Origin of the sequence: Mycetohabitans rhizoxinica HKI 454, from assembly GCF_000198775.1 — a bacterium.
Taxonomy (GTDB): Bacteria; Pseudomonadota; Gammaproteobacteria; order Burkholderiales; family Burkholderiaceae; genus Mycetohabitans; species Mycetohabitans rhizoxinica.
Genome location: NC_014722.1, coordinates 1207441 through 1226089 on the forward strand (window position 1 = coordinate 1207441; position 18649 = coordinate 1226089).

15 protein-coding genes, 1 other RNA gene and 3 pseudogenes are annotated in these 18649 nt (G+C 63.6%); 11 read left to right on the plus strand and 8 right to left on the minus strand.

Annotated elements, in window-relative coordinates; all coding sequences use genetic code 11:
* Positions 1-66: 66 nt before the first annotated feature.
* The 7 genes and pseudogenes from RBRH_RS05690 to trxA form a co-directional block, all read right to left on the minus strand.
* Complete coding sequence (locus tag RBRH_RS05690; RefSeq protein ID WP_013435074.1) at positions 67-1824, minus strand: ArnT family glycosyltransferase; 1758 nt, start codon at positions 1822-1824, stop codon at positions 67-69.
* Positions 1825-2014: 190 nt separating this feature from the next.
* A complete protein-coding gene (locus RBRH_RS05695; RefSeq protein ID WP_041754213.1) occupies positions 2015-2281 on the minus strand; it encodes a type B 50S ribosomal protein L31 in 267 nt (88 codons plus the stop codon).
* Between the two features lie 115 nt (positions 2282-2396).
* Positions 2397-3236, minus strand: coding sequence for a M90 family metallopeptidase (locus RBRH_RS05700; protein ID WP_013435076.1), 840 nt, complete (start codon positions 3234-3236; stop codon positions 2397-2399).
* A gap of 22 nt (positions 3237-3258) precedes the next feature.
* A complete protein-coding gene (locus RBRH_RS05705) occupies positions 3259-4755 on the minus strand; it encodes an MFS transporter (RefSeq protein ID WP_232509351.1) in 1497 nt (498 codons plus the stop codon).
* A gap of 218 nt (positions 4756-4973) precedes the next feature.
* Positions 4974-5453 (minus strand): annotated as a pseudogene (locus RBRH_RS05710) (MerR family transcriptional regulator); the annotation flags it as partial.
* A 186-nt stretch (positions 5454-5639) separates the two neighbouring features.
* Positions 5640-6902, minus strand: a complete 1263-nt coding sequence (gene rho, locus RBRH_RS05715) for a transcription termination factor Rho (protein WP_013435079.1) — start codon at positions 6900-6902, stop codon at positions 5640-5642.
* A 213-nt stretch (positions 6903-7115) separates the two neighbouring features.
* Positions 7116-7442 (minus strand): thioredoxin TrxA, encoded by a 327-nt coding sequence (trxA, locus tag RBRH_RS05720; RefSeq protein ID WP_013435081.1) that lies wholly within the window; start codon positions 7440-7442, stop codon positions 7116-7118.
* A gap of 232 nt (positions 7443-7674) precedes the next feature.
* Here trxA and ffs point away from each other — a divergent pair.
* The 5 genes and pseudogenes from ffs to RBRH_RS18750 form a co-directional block, all read left to right on the plus strand.
* An RNA gene (ffs, locus tag RBRH_RS16720) (signal recognition particle sRNA small type) lies at positions 7675-7773 on the plus strand.
* Positions 7774-8006: 233 nt separating this feature from the next.
* Complete coding sequence (dnaX, locus tag RBRH_RS05725) at positions 8007-10529, plus strand: DNA polymerase III subunit gamma/tau (RefSeq protein WP_013435082.1); 2523 nt, start codon at positions 8007-8009, stop codon at positions 10527-10529.
* Between the two features lie 43 nt (positions 10530-10572).
* Positions 10573-10899, plus strand: coding sequence for a YbaB/EbfC family nucleoid-associated protein (locus tag RBRH_RS05730; protein WP_041754215.1), 327 nt, complete (start codon positions 10573-10575; stop codon positions 10897-10899).
* Positions 10900-10969: 70 nt separating this feature from the next.
* Entirely contained in the window at positions 10970-11572 is a 603-nt protein-coding gene (gene recR, locus RBRH_RS05735; protein WP_013435084.1) for a recombination mediator RecR, read from the plus strand.
* Between the two features lie 81 nt (positions 11573-11653).
* Positions 11654-11749: pseudogene (locus RBRH_RS18750) on the plus strand (ABC transporter permease); the annotation flags it as partial.
* 34 nt (positions 11750-11783) lie between these two features.
* On the opposite strand, the pseudogene RBRH_RS20135 reads toward RBRH_RS18750, so the two are convergent.
* Positions 11784-12112, minus strand: a pseudogene (locus tag RBRH_RS20135) (zinc-binding dehydrogenase); the annotation flags it as partial.
* Between the two features lie 341 nt (positions 12113-12453).
* On the opposite strand from RBRH_RS20135, the gene surE reads away from it, so the two are divergent.
* The 6 genes from surE (at position 12454) to rlmD (ending at position 18507) form a co-directional block, all read left to right on the plus strand.
* Complete coding sequence (gene surE / locus RBRH_RS05745) at positions 12454-13218, plus strand: 5'/3'-nucleotidase SurE (RefSeq protein ID WP_041753410.1); 765 nt, start codon at positions 12454-12456, stop codon at positions 13216-13218.
* Positions 13215-14087: a protein-L-isoaspartate(D-aspartate) O-methyltransferase gene (locus tag RBRH_RS05750; RefSeq protein ID WP_041754217.1), complete on the plus strand. Its 873-nt coding sequence runs from the start codon at positions 13215-13217 to the stop codon at positions 14085-14087. Before surE ends, RBRH_RS05750 begins: the two co-directional genes overlap by 4 nt.
* 11 nt (positions 14088-14098) lie before the next feature.
* On the plus strand, positions 14099-14989 hold the full coding sequence (locus RBRH_RS05755) for a peptidoglycan DD-metalloendopeptidase family protein (protein WP_083813503.1): 891 nt from the start codon (positions 14099-14101) through the stop codon (positions 14987-14989).
* Positions 14990-15000: 11 nt separating this feature from the next.
* Positions 15001-16077: an RNA polymerase sigma factor RpoS gene (gene rpoS / locus RBRH_RS05760; RefSeq protein WP_013435091.1), complete on the plus strand. Its 1077-nt coding sequence runs from the start codon at positions 15001-15003 to the stop codon at positions 16075-16077.
* A complete protein-coding gene (locus RBRH_RS05765) occupies positions 16074-16850 on the plus strand; it encodes a 3'-5' exonuclease (protein ID WP_013435092.1) in 777 nt (258 codons plus the stop codon). Before rpoS ends, RBRH_RS05765 begins: the two co-directional genes overlap by 4 nt.
* Before the next feature lie 133 nt (positions 16851-16983).
* Complete coding sequence (gene rlmD, locus RBRH_RS05770) at positions 16984-18507, plus strand: 23S rRNA (uracil(1939)-C(5))-methyltransferase RlmD (RefSeq protein WP_013435093.1); 1524 nt, start codon at positions 16984-16986, stop codon at positions 18505-18507.
* Positions 18508-18649 lie beyond the last annotated feature (142 nt).

Sequence of the window (18649 nt, forward strand, 5' to 3'; positions counted from 1 at the left end):
AGCGTGGCTATCGGCCGGCGGCGCCTGACAGCCTATGGTCTTGAGGACTGGCTATGGGGGGACTAGCTATTGGATCGTGCGGCGCCTCACACTACGTTGCGGTGGCGTCTTCAGTCGCTCGACCCTGACATACAACCGGAACAACTCGTCGCGATCCGCGGCCCGGCGTCCTTCCCACGCGAGGTGCCATGCGTATGGCGGCAGGGTGCCCGGCGCGCTGAAATCGTGCGTGTCCTGTCGCAGCAGTACGTCGCAATCCTCATCGCTAAATGCAAAGCGCATATTGCCGAAGTACGCGAAGGTCGCCAATTGAGCATTGCCCAGACGCACCGGCCGGATACACGCATAGTCAGGTGGCAAATGCGTGGCGATCTGCGTGGCGACGTCGCGGTAGGTCCGGCTGTAGTTCACCACGGGCAACCATAGCGTCATCAGCAGCACCCACATCAGTGTCGTGCCGCCGCTGGTCAGCACGACACTGCGCCAGATGACCTTCGGTTGCCGCGAGATGCGCCAGCGTACCAATGCGATCCAGCCGAGCGTGACGACAAGCGCGCACAGGAACGACAGGGGAGCGAATTCGGGCTGGAATCCGGGCACCAGCCGCGCGAGGTTGCGGGCTAGCGGATGCGGGAAGCCGGTCAAGCTCGCGAGCCAGACCAGCCATACGAAAGAGCCAAGGATTGTGAAGCTGAGCACTGCGAACCAGTCGATCGCGTTGATCGCGCCGCGCTTCAGGGTAGGCAAGCCGAATGCGGCGAGCACCGCGAGCGGCGGAATCAGTAGCATGAAAAACCGGTTGGTTTGATGGCTCTGCAGCACGACCAGCACCAGCAGGGGCCAGAACACGAACATCGGAATTGCCACATGCGGTGCGCGGCGCAGTCCGCCCCAGCTGTACCAGGACCAGATCGCAAGTGGCCATGCGGGCCATGTGAACAGTGGCAAGTTCTTGATCGCGTAGAACAGCGCCTTGGACGGCGGCCCAGAATACTCATCGAAGTTGCCGTGGAACCACGTGCGTAAGAAATCCGGTGCATGCGCTGGGAACACCCATAGCGCGGCCAGTGGCCACGCCAGCCCCAGCGCAAGGGCCAACGGTATCGCGATCACGGCAAACGGCTTGGTCTGGACGCCGTGGACCAGCCCGAGCGTGGCAACGATCGCCACGAGCAATGCGGTTGCCAGCACCGGATTGCCCGCGAATGCGATGCCACCTAGTGCAACGCCAGTCCATGCCGCGCCTTGCAAGGGCTTGTCCAGGCTGCGCACTAGCCCGTACAGCAGCATGGCGACTGCGCTCATTTCAGCGATTTGCGGCGTCGTCTCGTGGCCGCGCTCGGCCAGCCCGAAGCAACCCAGCACGATCAGCAGCGCGCCATCGGCCAACGTGCGCCCGTAGTCCCGCGGCAACGGCTCGCCGCCAAACGCATATTTGAACGGCTGCACTTCCGGGCGCCGGCCAAGCAGGTACGCACCATACCAGACGAACGCGCATGTCATGCAGAAAAACAAACCGGTGTAGAGGCGCGATGCGTTGCTCGGATCGACCAGCGGATCCAGCCATCGGATAAAGGAGGCGCCGACCCAATAGGCAAGTGGCCCATCCGTCGTGATGGGCTTGCCAACCAGGTTCGGCAGCAGCCAATCGCGCCAGGTGCCGCTTGCCATCGTCCACATGACGCCGAAGCCGGCGGCATCCTCGTTCTTCCAAGGATCACGGTCGAACAGGCCGAATGCTGCATAGACGACGCAAATCGTCAGCAAGGCCCAGCGCGGCAGGGCGCTGGTGGCCGAGGCCGTGAGTCGGACAACGGGTCTCATGCGTGGCGATTGGACCTATTTTTGTGATCGGCGATCCAGCATTGTAGTCGCGCTGCGGGTGCCGTTAGACAGAAAAGGGCAGCCTCGGCTGCCCTTGATGGAAACTGCCCCGGCCTGCGCGGCGCGCCGCAAGCGGCGTTGCCAGGTACCGGGGTGGCCGCCTGCGCGGGCGGCCGCTCCGCGGCCGTGCTTACTTCGCGACTTTCGCGCTGGCACGGTTGCCGAACTTTTGGCGGAACTTCTCGACGCGGCCGGTCGTATCCATGAACTTGTTCTGCTCGCCCGTGTAGAAAGGGTGCGATTCGGAAGACACTTCAACCTTTGCGAGCGGATAGGTCTTGCCGTCGAGTTCGATCGACTCACGCGTCTGGATCGTTGAGCTGATGATGAACGTCTTGCCGTTAGACATGTCCTGGAACACGACCTCGCGGATATTGGGGTGAATGCCTTGCTTCATGATACGTTCCTTGGTTTCAAGCGGTAGCCAGCCCGCCGCGTCACCCTGCCGACAGTCCGCTGCCGGTGCGCGAGCCACTTTCCGAAGGTGGAAAAGGCAGAATTATGCCTGAAAATCAGTTGGTTGACGAATTTTTCAGGACTCCGGTGCCTGCTAGGTCCTGCCGATAATAGCGCGCGAGCAGCCGGTACAGCTGCGGATACTGCTCGGCGAAGGCGTGTGGCCGCACGAACAGCGCCTCGCTGCAGACCGCGAAGAATTCCGACGGGTGTTCGGCTGCGTACGGGTCGATCAGCGAATCGCGCTCCAGGCGCGCCCAGCGGTGCGGTGGAACCGCGTCCACGCGCGCGCAGAACTGATCGTACGCGTTGTCGAAGACGTCGTCCCATTCAGTGCGTCCCAACTCCGCATGCCAGCAGCGGATTAGCGGCGGATGGCCGTCAGCATCGCCATTCAGCATGTCGATCTTGTGCGCGAACTCGTGAATCACGACGTTGTACGTATCGTTGCCGTCGCTCATCTGCACGTCTTCCCAGGACAGGATCACCGGGCCACCTTCCCACGCTTCGCCACTAGCATCTTGCATGATCTCGTGGACCACGCCGGCTTCGTCTTCGACGGTCTTGCGGACCACGAACTCGCCCGGGTATACGATGATGCCGACCCATCCGCGGTACAGCTCCAAGCCCAGGTTTAGCACCGGCAGGCAGGCCTGCGCGGCAATGCCCACGCAGATCTCGTCGGTCAACTCAAGCTCGTGTGCGGTCGTGAACGTCTTTTGTGCAAGAAACAGGCTGACCCGCTCGCGCAGCCGCGCCTGGTCGCCGTCGGTCAAGTAGCCTAGGAAGGGCAGCCGCGCGCAGGTGTGTGCCCATAGCGCGTCCGAAATCGCGAAATCGCGCAACGCGCGCTCGCGGCGCCGCCGTCCGAGCCAGTTGGAGAGTTTGCCGAACATGGTGTCCTGTGCCGTGCGCGATTCAGTTCAATGCACGCTGCCATGCGGCAAACAACCCGCCAACCACTGCTACCGCGGCAAGAAAATAAAAGCCATCTAGTGAAGCCAGAAAACTCGCCTGCTGCGCGACACTGCGCGCGAGCAGCGCGAAGGCGACGCCGTGCGAATCACCGGACGGATTGCCGGTGGCGAGCACGCCGCGACTCAGCGTATCCAATGTCGCGGAAAAAATCGGATTGTACGGATTGACGGCTTCGACGAGGCGGGTTTCGTGCAGCGCGAGCCGATGCTGCTCGAGCATGATGATCGACGCGGTGGCGAACGAGATGGCCAGTTGCCGCACCAGATTCTTCAACCGGTAGCCGTGGGCGAACTCCTCGGTCTCGAAGAGGCGGAAGGTCAGGTTCGCGACCGGCAGCACGATGAACAACAGCAACAGGCCGCGCAGTAGCAGCGCAGCGGCGAGTGCGTCGCGGCCAACCTGCGGTGACATCTGCGCCGTCCACAGCGCGGCCACTGCCGCGAGCGCGAATCCGGGCACGATGATCCATTTCTTGCGCGGCACGCGCTTCGAATAATGTAGGTAGACGAAGAGCAGCATGCCGGATATCAGCGATGTGACGCCGTTAAAATATCCCGTGCTCTCAATCGTGAAACCCAGCCCGCGCTCCATCAGCCGGGGCAGCAGGTAGCTGAATCCCGTCGACAGATAGTAGTAGAACACATAGAGCACTAGCCCGACCTGAAACGTAGGCTCGCGCAGCGCGTGCAGGCGCACCAGCGGCGTTGGGTGATGCCATTGGTGGTGGACAAACCAGGCGAGTCCGGCAATGCCGCATATAGTCAATACGATCAACTCGGGCGAGCCGGTGAATAGCTGGAAGCGCAGCTGCGTCATGACGATCTGCAACGCGGCCTGCGCGAATGCGAATATCAGATAGGCCCAGTAGTGCGGCTCGGTACGGTGCGCCGGATCGACGTTCCCAGTATCGGGCAGCGACAACAGCGCAAGCACGCCGAGCACGAAGCCCGCGGGCGCGGTGCAGGCGAATAGTGCCCGCCAGTCGAAATGCGACACTAGCCATGCACCGGCGATTGGGGCGAGCGCACTGCCGGAGACGATGAGCGTCAGAAACACCCGCAGTGCGCTGGCTCGGTGCTGCGCGGTGAAGCTGATTTGAATCAGGATCCGGCACGCGCCGAGCATCGGACCCACGAAGTAGCCCTGTACGCCTCGCGCGAATAGCAGTTGTGCGGAGCTGTCGCAGAGCGCCGCTAGCAGCGCGCCGGCGCCGTAGAAGCCCATGCATCCAGCGATGTAGCGGCGATAGCCAATGCGCTCGACCCACCAATGCTGTTGCAGAATGCCCAACACGGCGCCTAGCGCATAGGCGCTCGAAGCCCACACCAGTTCGTCAGGGGAGGCGTTGATGCCGCCGGCGATATAGGTGGCAAAGAACGAGAAAATGGCGTTGTCGAAATAGTCTAGCCCGATGACCGCCGCGAGCACCCATGACATCACCACGCTGCCGCGGTGGGGTGCGGGTGCGGCGCCAGTTGCCGGAGCGGCGTTCATCGGTTGCCGCCGTGGCCCGGACCGTGCGGCACGGAGCAGGGTACTGGACGCTGACGGGCCAGCGCCGCGTCGGTATCGTGTATGGCCTGGCGCTCGTGGCCAGTGTTGACTGGGCTGGCGGTTCCGCGTGTCGATGCCGCCTTCGTGCCGTCCCGCCCATAGGCACCGCCACGCGCCTTGCGCCGCTGTAGCGCAACGTCCACCGGGGCGCCAGCAAGTCGCTGGTCAACATAGTCCAGGTCGTGCCGTAACTGCGTCCGCAGTGCTTGTGCGGTTTTCAGTTCGTTGCGCACCTGAGCAACACGTCGATTCAAGATGTCTAATTGCGTGGCTAGCGAGGCGCGCCATGCGGCGAGCGCGGCAGGCGAGAGGCGCGGGCGGCCTGCGTCGGTCGGTGCCTCGAGCGGCTGCTTCAGCAACTCGGTAATCGCCGTGAGCGAAAAGCCCAATGAGCGCATCCGCAAGATGCGCGTGAAGCGATCGAGATCGGCCTGCTCGTACAGCCGGTAACGTCCCTTGCTGCGGGTAGGCGTTGCCAGTCCCAGCTCCTCGTAGTACTTCAGCGTGCGAGGTGTCACGCCGAGCCGGGTGGCGGCTTCGCTGACGGTCACCAGTGCGCAAGAGGGATCGGCAGGGCGCATCGCGCGGTTCGATTCGACGAGGGGAAAAGCTTATTATATATAAACCTGTACGTTCACGTTCATGTTCGCGTTCAGGCCGCTCGAGGTCGGCCCGCCTGCAGGCAATGTGCTCCCATAAGCCGCCGGCCCAATAAAAAACCGCCGGCAAGGCCGGCGGTTTGGGGATCGACGACGTGCGGGCTGCGCTCAACCGCCGCGGCGCATCATGTCGAAGAACTCCGAATTGCTCTTGGTCTGCTTCAGCTTGTCGAGCAGGAATTCCATGGCTTCGATTTCATCCATGTCATGGATGAACTTACGCAGCACCCAGATCTTCTGCAAAATTTCTGGCTTAATCAGCAATTCCTCGCGACGGGTGCCTGATTTGTTCAGGTTGATCGACGGATAGACCCGCTTTTCTGCAAGGCGCCGTTCCAGATGCACCTCCATGTTGCCGGTGCCCTTGAATTCCTCATAGATCACGTCGTCCATGCGGCTGCCAGTTTCGATCAGCGCAGTGCCGATGATCGTCAGCGAACCGCCTTCCTCCACGTTGCGCGCCGCACCGAAGAAGCGCTTCGGGCGTTGCAGCGCGTTGGCGTCAACGCCGCCGGTCAAGACCTTGCCCGAGGCCGGCACGACGGTGTTGTAGGCGCGTGCAAGCCGCGTGATCGAGTCCAGTAGGATGACCACATCGTGCTTCATCTCGACCAGCCGCTTGGCCTTCTCGATCACCATTTCGGCGACCTGCACGTGACGCGACGCTGGTTCGTCGAACGTGGACGCAATCACTTCGCCGGCTACCGAGCGCTGCATTTCAGTCACTTCTTCTGGGCGCTCGTCGATCAGCAGCACGAACAATGTGACGTCCGGATGATTTGACTTAATCGCATGCGCGATGTGCTGCAGCATCACGGTCTTGCCCGACTTCGGCGACGCGACCAGCAGTCCGCGCTGGCCTTTGCCGATCGGTGCAATCATGTCGATGATGCGGCTGGTGATGTTTTCCTCGCCGCGCACGTCGCGCTCCAGTGACAGCGGCTTGTTCGGGTGCAGCGGCGTGAGGTTCTCGAACATGATCTTGTGTTTCGAGGCCTCGGGCGGCTGCCCGTTGACTTTGTCGACCTTGACCAGCGCGAAATACCGCTCGCCGTCCTTCGGCGTCCGGACTTCGCCTTCGATCGTGTCGCCGGTGTGCAGGTTGAAACGGCGGATTTGCGACGGACTGATGTAGATGTCGTCGGTGCTTGCCAGATACGACGTTTCTGGCGAGCGTAAAAAGCCAAAACCGTCTGGCAGCACTTCGAGGGTGCCGTCGCCGAAGATTGTTTCGCCAGTCTTGGCGCGCTTTTTCAGAATTGCGAACATCAACTCCTGTTTGCGCAGGCGGTTCGCGTTTTCGATCTCCAGGCCATTGGCCATTTCGATCAAAGCAGATACGTGTTGCGACTTGAGCTCGGATAAATGCATACAGGAATCCCGCCAGGGAAAGAGGAGAAGCGACAGAAAGGGGAGGAGGGTCGTCGGGCGACGAGCCCGGTTAGGACGTTATACGATTTAAAACGTATTTGACTTTTCTAATCTTAGCATAGCATAGCCATGCGAATTCAAGCATAGTCACAATGCGGCGCTCGTTGCGTCCTTGCAACAAGCGCCGTCACGGTGCGGGCGGCGCCGCGGGGCTCAGATATGGCTGTCGATCAGCGCCGTGATTTGGGCCTTCGACAATGCACCCACCTTCGTCTGGGCCACCACGCCGTTCTTGAATAGGATCAACGTCGGAATGCCCCGCACGCTAAACTTGGCCGGCGTCGACGGATTCTGATCGACATCGATTTTTGCGACCTGCAGGCGGTCGCCGTAGTCGCGTGCCACCTCGTCCAGTAGCGGCGCGATCATCTTGCACGGGCCGCACCATTCCGCCCAGAAGTCTAGAAGGACGGGCTTGTCCGCCTTAAGGACGTCCTGTTCGAAAGAAGCATCGGTGATGTGCTTGATTTGTTCGCTCATTATCGCGTTACCTCTAAAGGCACCCGAGGTGCGGCCTCATGATGGCCCCCCGATATGCCCGATCTCCAAAAACCCGCCCGGCGGCATGCTGCTGCCGCGCGGCGGCCCTCGCGAAGCGCAACGGCGGGACCATCCCGCCCATTCGCAGGTCGTTCAGCCGTCATCTTAACGTAATTCGTTTCCCATCGTGTGCGGTGGCGTCACGATGCAATCCAGTGTTAGAATACGCCGTGACGGGCCTCCTCGCATGGCGGCGCGGTCAACCTGGTCAGGTCGGGAACGAAGCAGCCACAGCCGTTTTCTGCCAGTGCCGAGGGTTGGGCTCGTCACCTTCCTCTTTCTGGTCACCCGATCGGGCTATTCCGCTCCCATTGTCTTCGTTGTCCCCCGGTGTCAACGCAACGTGCATACGCGTCTTGCACCAATGCCCGTGCATGATCCGTTCGCCCACTGGCATCTCTCACTGGTGTCCCTTTTTCGTTTGCCCACTGGTACGCCTGCATCCGACGGCGTGCAGCCGACTTCGCGCGTGGTGCGCGTGAGCGTTGCTGATACAATTTCGCGATGACCTATCAAGTTCTCGCACGCAAGTGGCGGCCCAGGGATTTCGCGTCGCTCGTCGGCCAGGAGCACGTGGTGCGCGCGCTCACCCATGCGCTGCAAGCGCAGCGGCTGCATCACGCTTATTTGTTCACCGGCACGCGCGGCGTTGGCAAGACCACGCTGTCGCGGATCTTGGCCAAGGCGCTCAACTGCGAAGCTGGCATTACCGCCACGCCATGCGGCGTATGCAAGGCGTGTCGTGAAATCGACGAAGGTCGTTTCGTCGACTACGTTGAAATGGACGCAGCCAGCAACCGGGGCGTCGACGAGATGGCGGCGCTGCTCGAGCGCGCCGTCTACGCGCCGGTCGATGCGCGCTTCAAGGTCTACATGATCGACGAAGTGCACATGCTGACCCATCACGCGTTCAACTCGATGCTCAAGACGCTCGAGGAGCCACCGGCGCATGTGAAGTTCATTCTCGCGACGACGGACCCGCAGAAGATTCCTGTCACCGTGTTATCGCGCTGTTTGCAGTTCAACCTCAAACAGATGCCGGCAGGCCATATCGTGTCGCACCTGGAACGTATCCTGGCTGACGAGGGTATCGGTTTCGAGACGCAAGCGCTGCGCCTGTTGTCGCGTGCCGCGGACGGTAGCATGCGCGATGCGCTGTCGTTGACCGATCAGGCGATCGCGTACGCGGCAGGTGCGGTAACCGAACAGGCCGTGCGGGGCATGCTCGGCGCACTGGACCAAAGCTACCTGGTGCGCTTGCTGGATGCGCTCGCCATGCGCGACGGCGCCGCGGTGCGCTCGGTGGCTGACGAGATGGCAGCGCGCAGCCTATCGTTCTCGACCGCGTTGCAGGATCTGTCCAGCTTGCTGCACCGTATCGCGTGGGCGCAGGCGGTGCCTGATTCGGTGCTGGACGAGTGGCCGGAAGCCGCGGACATTCGACGTTTTGCGGGGCAGCTGACGCCCGAAGCCGTGCAGCTCTATTATCAGATCGCGACGATTGGTCGCGCTGAACTGGGGTTGGCCCCAGACGAGTATGCCGGTTTCACGATGGCGTTATTGCGCATGCTTGCGTTCGGGACTGTCGACGTGATGCGCGAGCCTGCGCCGGCGGATATGCCGCCGGCCCCCAGCACGCCGTCGATGGGCGCACCGGGGGCCGGCGGCGGTCCGACAGGCGGTGACGCGCACGCCGCCGGTGCCACGCAACGCGAGCCTGTACCGCGCTTGCACGCCCGCGCAGCGACGCAGGCTCTCGCCATGTCCACTTATGCCGCCGGGGCGGCGCAAACGACTGCACGCTCGCCTGGCGTGCCGGCAAAGGCACGCGGCGGGGCTGACGCGAATGAGGCGCTGCAGGCGGAAGGGGCCCGCACGGAGGGGGCGTGCGCAAACGCGACGCAGACGAGCCCCGTCAGGACTGCTGCGACTGGCATGGGCGCAGCCCAGGCGCAGCCGGACGAGACCGGAGTGCCTCACACAGAGAATGATTTGACGGACGGGGTTGAGGCCGGTTCGAGCCCTCACGCGTTGCAGGAGGACGTTGCTGCCCCCCCACCCCCACAATCGGTTCCATCGCCCCCGAATCCCTCGCGCGCTGGCAGTCCGGCCAGCGCGGCGCTTGGCATGCTGCGGGGCAAGGGAGCGCGCGCTTCAAGCGAGCGCGGTCGTGCGCCGGCGGCTGCGTCGGGTGCCATCCGATCCGAGGCGACGACGGCGCCGGGCGCGGGCGGCGACAGCGCCGCCGCGCTGCCTCGCGCGAAAGCGGCGTCTGCGGCAGCACAGCTTGCCGAACGGCTGGCGGCCAGCGCTGCCGCCGGCGCCCGGCGCCCGGCGCCGCGCCGCGACGCCCAGCAGCGGGGCGCTGCCGCGCCAGGTGGCGCGGCGCCCGGCGCCGGCGACGCACAGGGCGCTGCTCGTGCATCGACGCCGGCGGTGGCGCCCTGGGACGACATGCCGCCTGACGACGAGTTCGTGCCGCTGTCCGCGTATGACGGCGCGTTTGATGTTGGCGAGCCCAATTTCGCCGCGCTGGCGGATGACCCGGCGCCCGTGCCGGCTGCTGTGCAGCCGCCGGCGTCAGTCGATGACACACCGTTGCCGCCGGCTGTGCCTCTTGCGCCGCTTGGCTACGACGGCGACTGGCCGACATTGGCCGCATCGCTGTCGCTCAGCGGCATCGCATACCAGCTTGCGTTTCACAGCGAGCTTGTGGCGTGCGACGGTGACGAGCTGACATTGCGCGTGCCGGTGCCGCAGTATGCGGACGCGGCGCACGCTGGCAAACTGAAGGCCGCGCTCGACGCGGCCCTAGGCAAGCCGGTCCGCGTAGCCGTATCGGTTGGCCCCGCACGCCGCACAGCCGCGGCCGTAGAGGCCACGCGGCGCGCGCAGCAACAGCAGCAAGCCGAGCGCGAGATCAACGCAGACCCGTTCGTGCAAACGCTGATCCGCGAGTTCGGCGCGACGATCGTGCCGGGTTCGATTCGCCCGCTTGGCGCCGACCACCGCGCATCAGCCGCATGACCGGCGCGAGCAGCATTTCCCCGCTATTCGAAGGAGTTTCATGATGATGAAGGGCCAACTCGCCGGCTTGATGAAGCAGGCGCAGCAAATGCAGGAAAACATGAAGAAGATGCAGGAGCAGCTCGCGCAGATCGAGATCGAGGGCCAGTCCGGCGCTGGTCTCGTGAAGGTGACGATGACCTGCAAAAACGAAGTGCGTCGCGTCACGATCGATCCGAGCCTGTTGGCCGATGACAAGGACATGCTTGAGGACCTGGTCGCCGCCGCGTTCAATGATGCAGTGCGCAAGGCGGAGGCGACAGCGCAGGAGAGAATGTCCGGCATGACCGCGGGTCTGCCGCTGCCGCCGGGCTTTAAGCTGCCATTCTGATTTTGCGGGTGCCGTCGATGAAGGAGCGTGTCGTGTTTCGACTCCCGGCGCGCGTTGGCGCGCGACGCTCATGAACGTGAAGCCACCGTCCGCGCTGGCCGCGCTGATCGAAGCGCTGCGCACGTTGCCCGGTGTCGGACCGAAGTCCGCGCAGCGCATTGCCTATCACCTGATGCAGCATGACCGGGATGGGGCACAGCGGCTCGGGCGGTCGCTGCTGCACGCGACGCAGGCGCTCAAGCATTGCGAGCGGTGTAACACGTTCACCGAGCGCGACGTATGCGAGCTATGCAGTGACGAGCAGCGCGATCCGACGCTGTTGTGCGTGGTCGAGACACCCGCCGACCAAGTCATGCTCGAGCAGACGCTCGCGTATTGCGGACTGTATTTTGTGCTGATGGGGCGCTTGAGCCCGCTTGACGGTATCGGGCCGCGCGAGATCCATTTCGAACGGCTGATGCGCCGGGCGACCGACGGCGTGGTCAGTGAAGTTGTGCTGGCCACCAATTTCACGAATGAAGGCGAGGCGACTGCCCATTACCTAGGCCAGATGCTTAAGGCGCGCGGCCTGACGGTGACGCGGCTGGCCCGCGGCGTGCCTGTCGGCGGTGAACTCGAATATGTCGACGCCGGCACAATCGCCCGCGCGGTACTGGACCGGCGCTCGGTCTGAACGCGTGCCGTTGATCCAGTCGAACGAGTTGACAAAGGCGCATGGGGACATCCTTGGCGCCACGGTCGGGCATCAAGGTCCTTGCATACCGTGTTCGCTGGGATCCTGGTGCTGACGCTGTTCGCACTGGTACTTGATGGGATCGTCGCGCTGGCCGAAAAGCGGCGGCTGAAGTAGCAACCGAAATCCGACGAAGCCGAGAAACTGTCGTTCAGGGCGTGATCAGCACCTTACCGGTCACACGCCGCGCGGCCATCTCTTGCAACGCGCGCGGCGTATCCTCGAGTGCATAGCGCGCTGAGATATGCGGGCGCAACTTGTCGCCGCGCAACCCATCGAGCAGGTGTGCGACCGCCGCGGCGTTGCGCTGCGGCTCGCGCCGCACAAATTCGCCCCAGAACACGCCAAGAATGCCAGCCTGCTTAAGCAGCGCGAGGTTTAGCGGCAGCCCGGGATCTCGCCGTTGGCGAAACCCACGACCCGGTAGCGGCCGCGCCATGCCATGCTGCGAAGCGCCGGTTCGGCATAGCTGCCGCCGACTCGGCAACTCGGGCCTAAACTGCTACTGGTTCTGAATGACCAGCACGTCCGGGAAGGTGACCGCAGCAGCCTTCACCTCGATCACGACTGGGTCGGGGTCGGCTTCGGGACGGGCACTGTCTCGACCACCAGCGTGTTGGGCGGGCCGTATTGGTGGCAACGAATCGCGCGCATGGTGGCTTTCTTGTGTGGCCGGGTGCCAGTGTAGACTATCGCGAACGCTCGTGCCTTTTGATTCGGTGCGGCCCGGCGGCCGGGATCACTGCTGCTGTGCGTCGCATGATCGAGTCGTGCGCCCGATTGCCATCCGTTAGCAAAACATCCTCGGTTACAATCGCTTGATGAAGATCCTGCTCAGCAACGACGACGGTTACCTGGCGCCCGGGCTCGCGGCGCTTCACCACGCACTTGCGCCATTGGGCGAGGTGGTCGTGGTGGCGCCAGAGCACAACTGCAGTGGCGCATCAAACTCGCTGACGCTGTGGCGGCCACTGTCCGTTTTCACCGCCGCGAACGGCTTTCGCTACGTGAACGGTACACCGACTGACTGCGTACACGTGGCGCTGACCGGGCTGCTCGACGGCAAGCCAGACCTGGTGGTGTCCGGCATCAACAATGGGCAGAACATGGGCGAGGACACGCTCTATTCGGGTACCGTCGCGGCAGCCACCGAGGGATTCCTGTTCGGCGTGCCGTCGATAGCGTTCTCGCTGGTCGACAGAGATTGGGCGCATCTGGATGCGGCCGCGCGCGTGGCCGCGGAGGTTGTGCAGCATTGTTTGCGCACGCCATTGCCCGCGCATACGCTGCTGAATGTGAATATCCCGAACCGGCCGTACGCCGAAATGGGAACTTGGCGCGTCACGCGTCTGGGTAAGCGGCATCCGTCACAGCCGGTGATCCGCGCGAGCAATCCGCATGGTGAGCCGGTCTACTGGATCGGGGCGGCTGGCGCTGCGCTCGATGCGAGTGAAGGCACGGACTTTCACGCGGTGGCGGCCGGCGACGTCTCGCTGACGCCGCTGCAATTGGATTTGACCGATACGCGATTGCTTCCGGCGCTACACGAATGGACGCGTGGTTGGCGGCCGGAGCAGCCTGCATGAGCGCCGGGCGCGCCAAGCGGTTCCCGCTCGGGCTGTCCGACGTGATGCGCGAGCCGCGCGGTGCGCCAGTCCTGCCCGGCGTGGCCGGATCCGCGTCCGCCAGCACCGCGACCAAGCCCACGCTGGGCGGCACGCGCCCGCGCGAAGGCGTCGAGCAGATGCGGCCGTTTTTTGACAGAATGGTGCCGGCTTCGCCCGCGGCCGTGCCCTTGTCGACGCAACTGGCGCTGACCTCGGAACGCGTTCGGCAACGGATGGTCGAACGCGTGCGCGCGAGCGGCGTCGCCGACGCACGCGTGCTTGCCGCGCTCGCGGCGATACCCCGGCACCAGTTCGTCGATCCTGGGCTTGCCGCGCAGGCCTATGAGGATGCCGCGCTGCCCATCGGGCATCAGCAAACGATCTCCAAGCCGTCAGTGGTCGCGCGCATGCTGGAATTGGTGGCAGCCGGGCACGCACTGGAGAAAGTATTGGAGATCGGCACGGGCTGCGGATATCAAGCGGCAGTACTGAGCCACCTGGCGCGCGACGTGTATTCGGTCGAACGGGTAAAGCCATTGTACGAACGGGCGAAAACGAACCTGCGTCCGTTGCGCGTGCCGAACATCCGGCTGCATTACGGCGATGGGCGGCTCGGCTTGCCAAGCGCCGCGCCGTTCGATGCCATCGTGATTGCTGCCGCAGGCTTCGATGTGCCGGCCGCGCTACTCGAGCAATTGGCCATCGGCGGCCGCCTGGTGGCGCCGGTGGGCTCACGCAGTGGCAACGAACAGGTGCTCACGCTGGTCGAGCGCGTGTCCAGCGCGCAGTGGCGGGAGTCACAGCTTGATCGTGTTTTCTTTGTCCCCTTAAAATCGGGAGTGATTTGACGTTGAACAGCATGTTGCGGAGTGAGAGCGTGAATGCGAGTCTGGTGACGATCCAGCGAACGGTTTGTGTGGCCGCCGCGCTAGCAATGCTGACGGCGTGTTCGACCCGGCTGGAGCCCGCTCCCGTCATCGACCGCAGCGGCGCGCCGCTTTCTACCACCGGCACGGCGGCGTTGGGCGTGCCATTGGGCCCCCCGCCGCCCGGATACTACCGTGTGCAGCTAGGTGACACGCTGTACCGGATCGCGCTTGAGAATGGGCAGAACTACCGCGACATCGCGGCGTGGAACAACCTGACGAACCCAAACCAGATCGAAGTTGACCAGTTGCTGCGGGTCGTGCCGCCGGGGGCCAACGTCGCCGCTTCGCCGCCTGGTGTCGCGGCTGCGCCACTTGGTGGCGCGGCGGTGCAGTCGCGCCCGCTCGGCGGCCCGGCTGAGCCCGGTGCCGCGACGACTCCGTCGACGGCCGCGCCGCCTTACGGCTCGGCGCCGGCGATCGCCTCGATCCCGCCACAGCCGGAAGCGGCGGCCGGCAGCCTCAATTTCGCGTGGCCGGTGCGTGGCCCGGTGCTCAATTCGTTCGACGAAGCGAAGAACAAAGGCGTGAACATCGGCGGCGCACTGGGTGCGCCGGTGAAGGCGGCGGCCGATGGGCGCGTCGTTTATGCGGGAAATGGGCTGCGCGGATACGGCAATCTCATTATTATCAAGCATAATGCGACGTACCTGACCGCGTACGCACACAACCGTACCTTGCTGGTCAAGGAAGGCGACCCAGTGACCCAGGGCCAGACGATTGCCGAGATGGGCGGTAGCGATGCGGACAAGGTGATGCTGCATTTCGAGGTCCGCAAGCAGGGCAAGCCTGTCGATCCCATGAAGTATCTTCCGCCGCAATAGAGCAAACTACCATGGCCAAAGCGAAGCGCCGTCCTTCGACCGACATGTCGGATCCCGTTGGCGATACCTCCGGTGAGTTGGGCGACGGCGAGCGCTTCGTGCGACCCGCCGACGAGCCGTCTGCCGAATACGGACTGGACGATGAGCCCGTGTCGGAGCAAGGTGCTGCGGAAGAGGCGGCGGTCGCGGAGCCCGATCCGGACGATTTCCGCGCGCTGCTGAAGGCTGAGCTGACCGCCGATACGATCCAGCACTACCTAAACCGCATCAGCGTGAAACCGTTGCTGACAGTCGAGGAGGAGCAGCGCTATTCGCGGCTGGCCAAGGCGGGGGAGTTCGACGCTCGGCAGATGATGATCGAGCGCAATCTGCGGCTGGTCGTCAGCATTGCGAAGGGCTACCTGAATCGCGGCGTGCCGTTGTTGGATCTAATCGAGGAAGGTAATCTGGGGTTGATGCACGCGATTGAGAAATTCGACCCGACGCGTGGTTTTCGCTTTTCGACCTATGCAACGTGGTGGATTCGCCAGAGCATCGAGCGCGCGATCATGAACCAGGCGCGCACCGTGCGCCTGCCGGTCCACGTGATCCGCGAGTTGAACCAGGTGCTGCGCGCCAAGCGCCATTTGGAGCGGAACGCCAGTGCACCGGCGAGTGGCGCCGACGAGCACCGTGACGCGAGCGTTGACGATATCGCCTATCTGATTGGCAAGACACCCGAGGAGGTGGCGGACATTCTCGCGCTGAATGAGCATACTGCGTCGCTGGACGCGCCGCTGGAGTTGGACCCGGCCAGCAGCCTGCTAGATCTGCTGTCGGACGAGCAAAGCCAGTCGCCGGACGCCGAGGCGCAGCACCGCGAACTGGAGACGCTCACGCGGGTATGGCTCTCGCGCCTGCCTGATAAGCATCGCCACGTGATCGAGCGGCGCTTCGGGTTGAACAATATTGAGCCGGCCACGCTCGAGGAGCTGGCTGATGAGATGGGGCTCACGCGTGAGCGTGTGCGGCAGATTCAGCAAGAGGCATTGGCGCGCCTGAAGCGCTATTTCGCTTCCAACGGCGTACCTAAGGACGCCGTGCTGTGATCCCGGTACTCGTCTTCGATATCGAGACTATTCCCGACGTGGCCGGCATTCGTAAGCTGGAGTCATGGCCCGCGACGATGTCCGATGCTGACGTCGCTGAGTGCGCGTTTGCCGCGCGCCGCGAGAAAACAGGCTCTGATTTTTTGCCACTGCATTTGCAGCGGGTGGCTGCGATCTCGTGCGTATTTCGTGACCGGAACGGGTTCCGCGTACGTTCGCTGGGCACGCCGCAGGATCCAGAGGCCGCGCTAATCCAGTCGTTTTATCGAGTGATCGAGAAGTACACGCCGCAATTGGTGTCATGGAACGGGTGCGGCTTTGATTTGCCGGTTCTGCACTATCGTGCGCTGGTCAATGGTGTCGTCGCACCGAAATATTGGGACCTTGGTGACTGCGATCGGGATTTCAAATGGAATAACTACATCAGCCGGTATCATGCCCGTCATACTGATCTAATGGACGTGTTGGCGATGTACAACGCCCGCGCGAACGCACCGCTGGACGCGTTGGCCAAGCTGTGCGGGTTTCCGGGCAAGATGGGCATGGACGGCTCACAAGTATGGGACGCGTTCCAGCAGGGCCGCATCGCCGAGATCCGCCACTACTGCGAGACGGACGTCGTGAACACGTATCTGTTGTATTGCCGCTTCCAGCTGATGCGCGGCGTGTTGAGCGCGGCGGACTACGAGGACGAAGTCACGTTGGTGCGCGACGCATTGGCCCGCGAAAGCGCGCCTCATTGGCAGGACTATCTGGCGGGCTTTGCCGGCTGACGGCGCTGCCGTGCCGCGCGAGGCGTGCTGTGGCCGCGCTTCAATTGCGCTCGAGCATGAGCGTCAATACCGTACCCCATCGGATACTCCAGTCCATGATCAGCATCGAGGGTCTTTGCTAGGATAGGTAAAGATGTGGGGCTCAGCATCGCTAGTCTACAATTTTGCCTTTCGTCACAAACCAGGAAGTTTCAAGGTGGTTCACACCGTACAGCCGAAAGCCGCCACGCCGGCCGGCGCCGCGTCGAGCGATGTGGTGTCGATTAACTCAAGACATGCCCGCGCCACGCCGTCGAGTGCGGCGACTGCGCCGCGTGTCGCGCCTGTGATCGACATCGAGTCGCTCGATATGGAAGCGCGCGGCGTGGGGCGGCAGATCGACGAGCAGGGCGTACCCGGCAAGGTCATCTTTGTCGAGGGTGCGTTGCCGGGCGAAGCTGTGTCGTACTCGAGTTTTCGTAAGAAGCCAAGCTACGAGCAGGCGCAAATCGTTGAGATATTGCGCGCCAGCGGTATGCGCACCACGCCGCAATGCCCGTTCTTCGGCACCTGCGGCGGATGCTCGATGCAGCATTTGGACACGCGTGCGCAGATCGCGGTCAAGCAGCGAGTGCTGGAAGACAATCTATCGCACTTGGCCAAGCTGCGCGCGGAACAGATCTATCGGCCGATAGGCGGACCGTCATGGGGTTACCGCTATCGTGCCCGGCTGACCGTGCGCAACGTCGTGAAAAAGGGCGGCGTGCTGGTCGGGTTCCATGAAAAGAAAAGCAGCTACGTGGCTGACATGACGCGGTGCGAAGTGCTGCCGCCGCACGTATCGGCGCTACTTGTGCCGTTGCGCCGGCTGGTCGAGTCGCTATCGATCCGAGACCGGATGCCGCAAATCGAGTTGGCGATCGGCGACGCACTCACCGCGCTGGTACTGCGGGTGCTTGAGCCGCTGACCGAGCAGGACGAGGCACTGTTGCGCGCGTTTGCTGACCAGCACGGCGTGCAATTCTGGCTGCAGCCCAAGGGGCCCGACAGCGTCACGCCATTCTATCCGGTCGATGTTGAACTGGCCTACACGCTGCCGGAGTTCGATATCCGGATGCCGTTCAAGCCGACCGACTTCACGCAGGTCAATCACCAGATTAACCGGGTGCTGGTCGGCAGGGCGGTGCGGCTGCTTGCGCCCGCGCGAACCGATCGCGTGCTGGATTTGTTCTGTGGGCTGGGCAATTTCACGTTGCCGCTGGCACGGCGCGCGCGCGAGGTGGTCGGCATCGAAGGCAGTGACGCGCTGACGCAGCGCGCGCAAGCCAATGCCCGTGTCAATGGTCTCGAGGCCCGCACATCGTTTGCCATGCGCAATCTGTTCGAGGTGGGCGCCGCCGATTTGCGCGCGCTCGGCCGGTTTGACAAGTTCCTCATTGATCCGCCGCGCGAAGGTGCGCTGGCCGTGGCAAAGGCACTGGGCGAGCTGGCGCAGACCGGTGACGCGGCGTGCTTGCCCGGACGGATCGTCTATGTGTCGTGCAATCCTGCCACGCTGGCGCGCGATGCCGGGCTGCTGGTGCACGAAGCTGGCTATCGGCTGGTTGGCGCGGGCGTCGTGAACATGTTTCCGCACACGTCGCACGTCGAGTCGGTCGCCTGTTTCGAGCGTGCGTGACCTGCAGCGGCTGACGGGCGAAAAGGTTGGCGGCGTGGTGGCAGGATGGCGGCTGACGGTAGGGGCGCGCTGTGCGGGCAGCGTGTGATAGGGCAGCGCTGGGGTGCGCCGGTTAAAAAAAGAAGCGCGCAGGCTTGCCGCG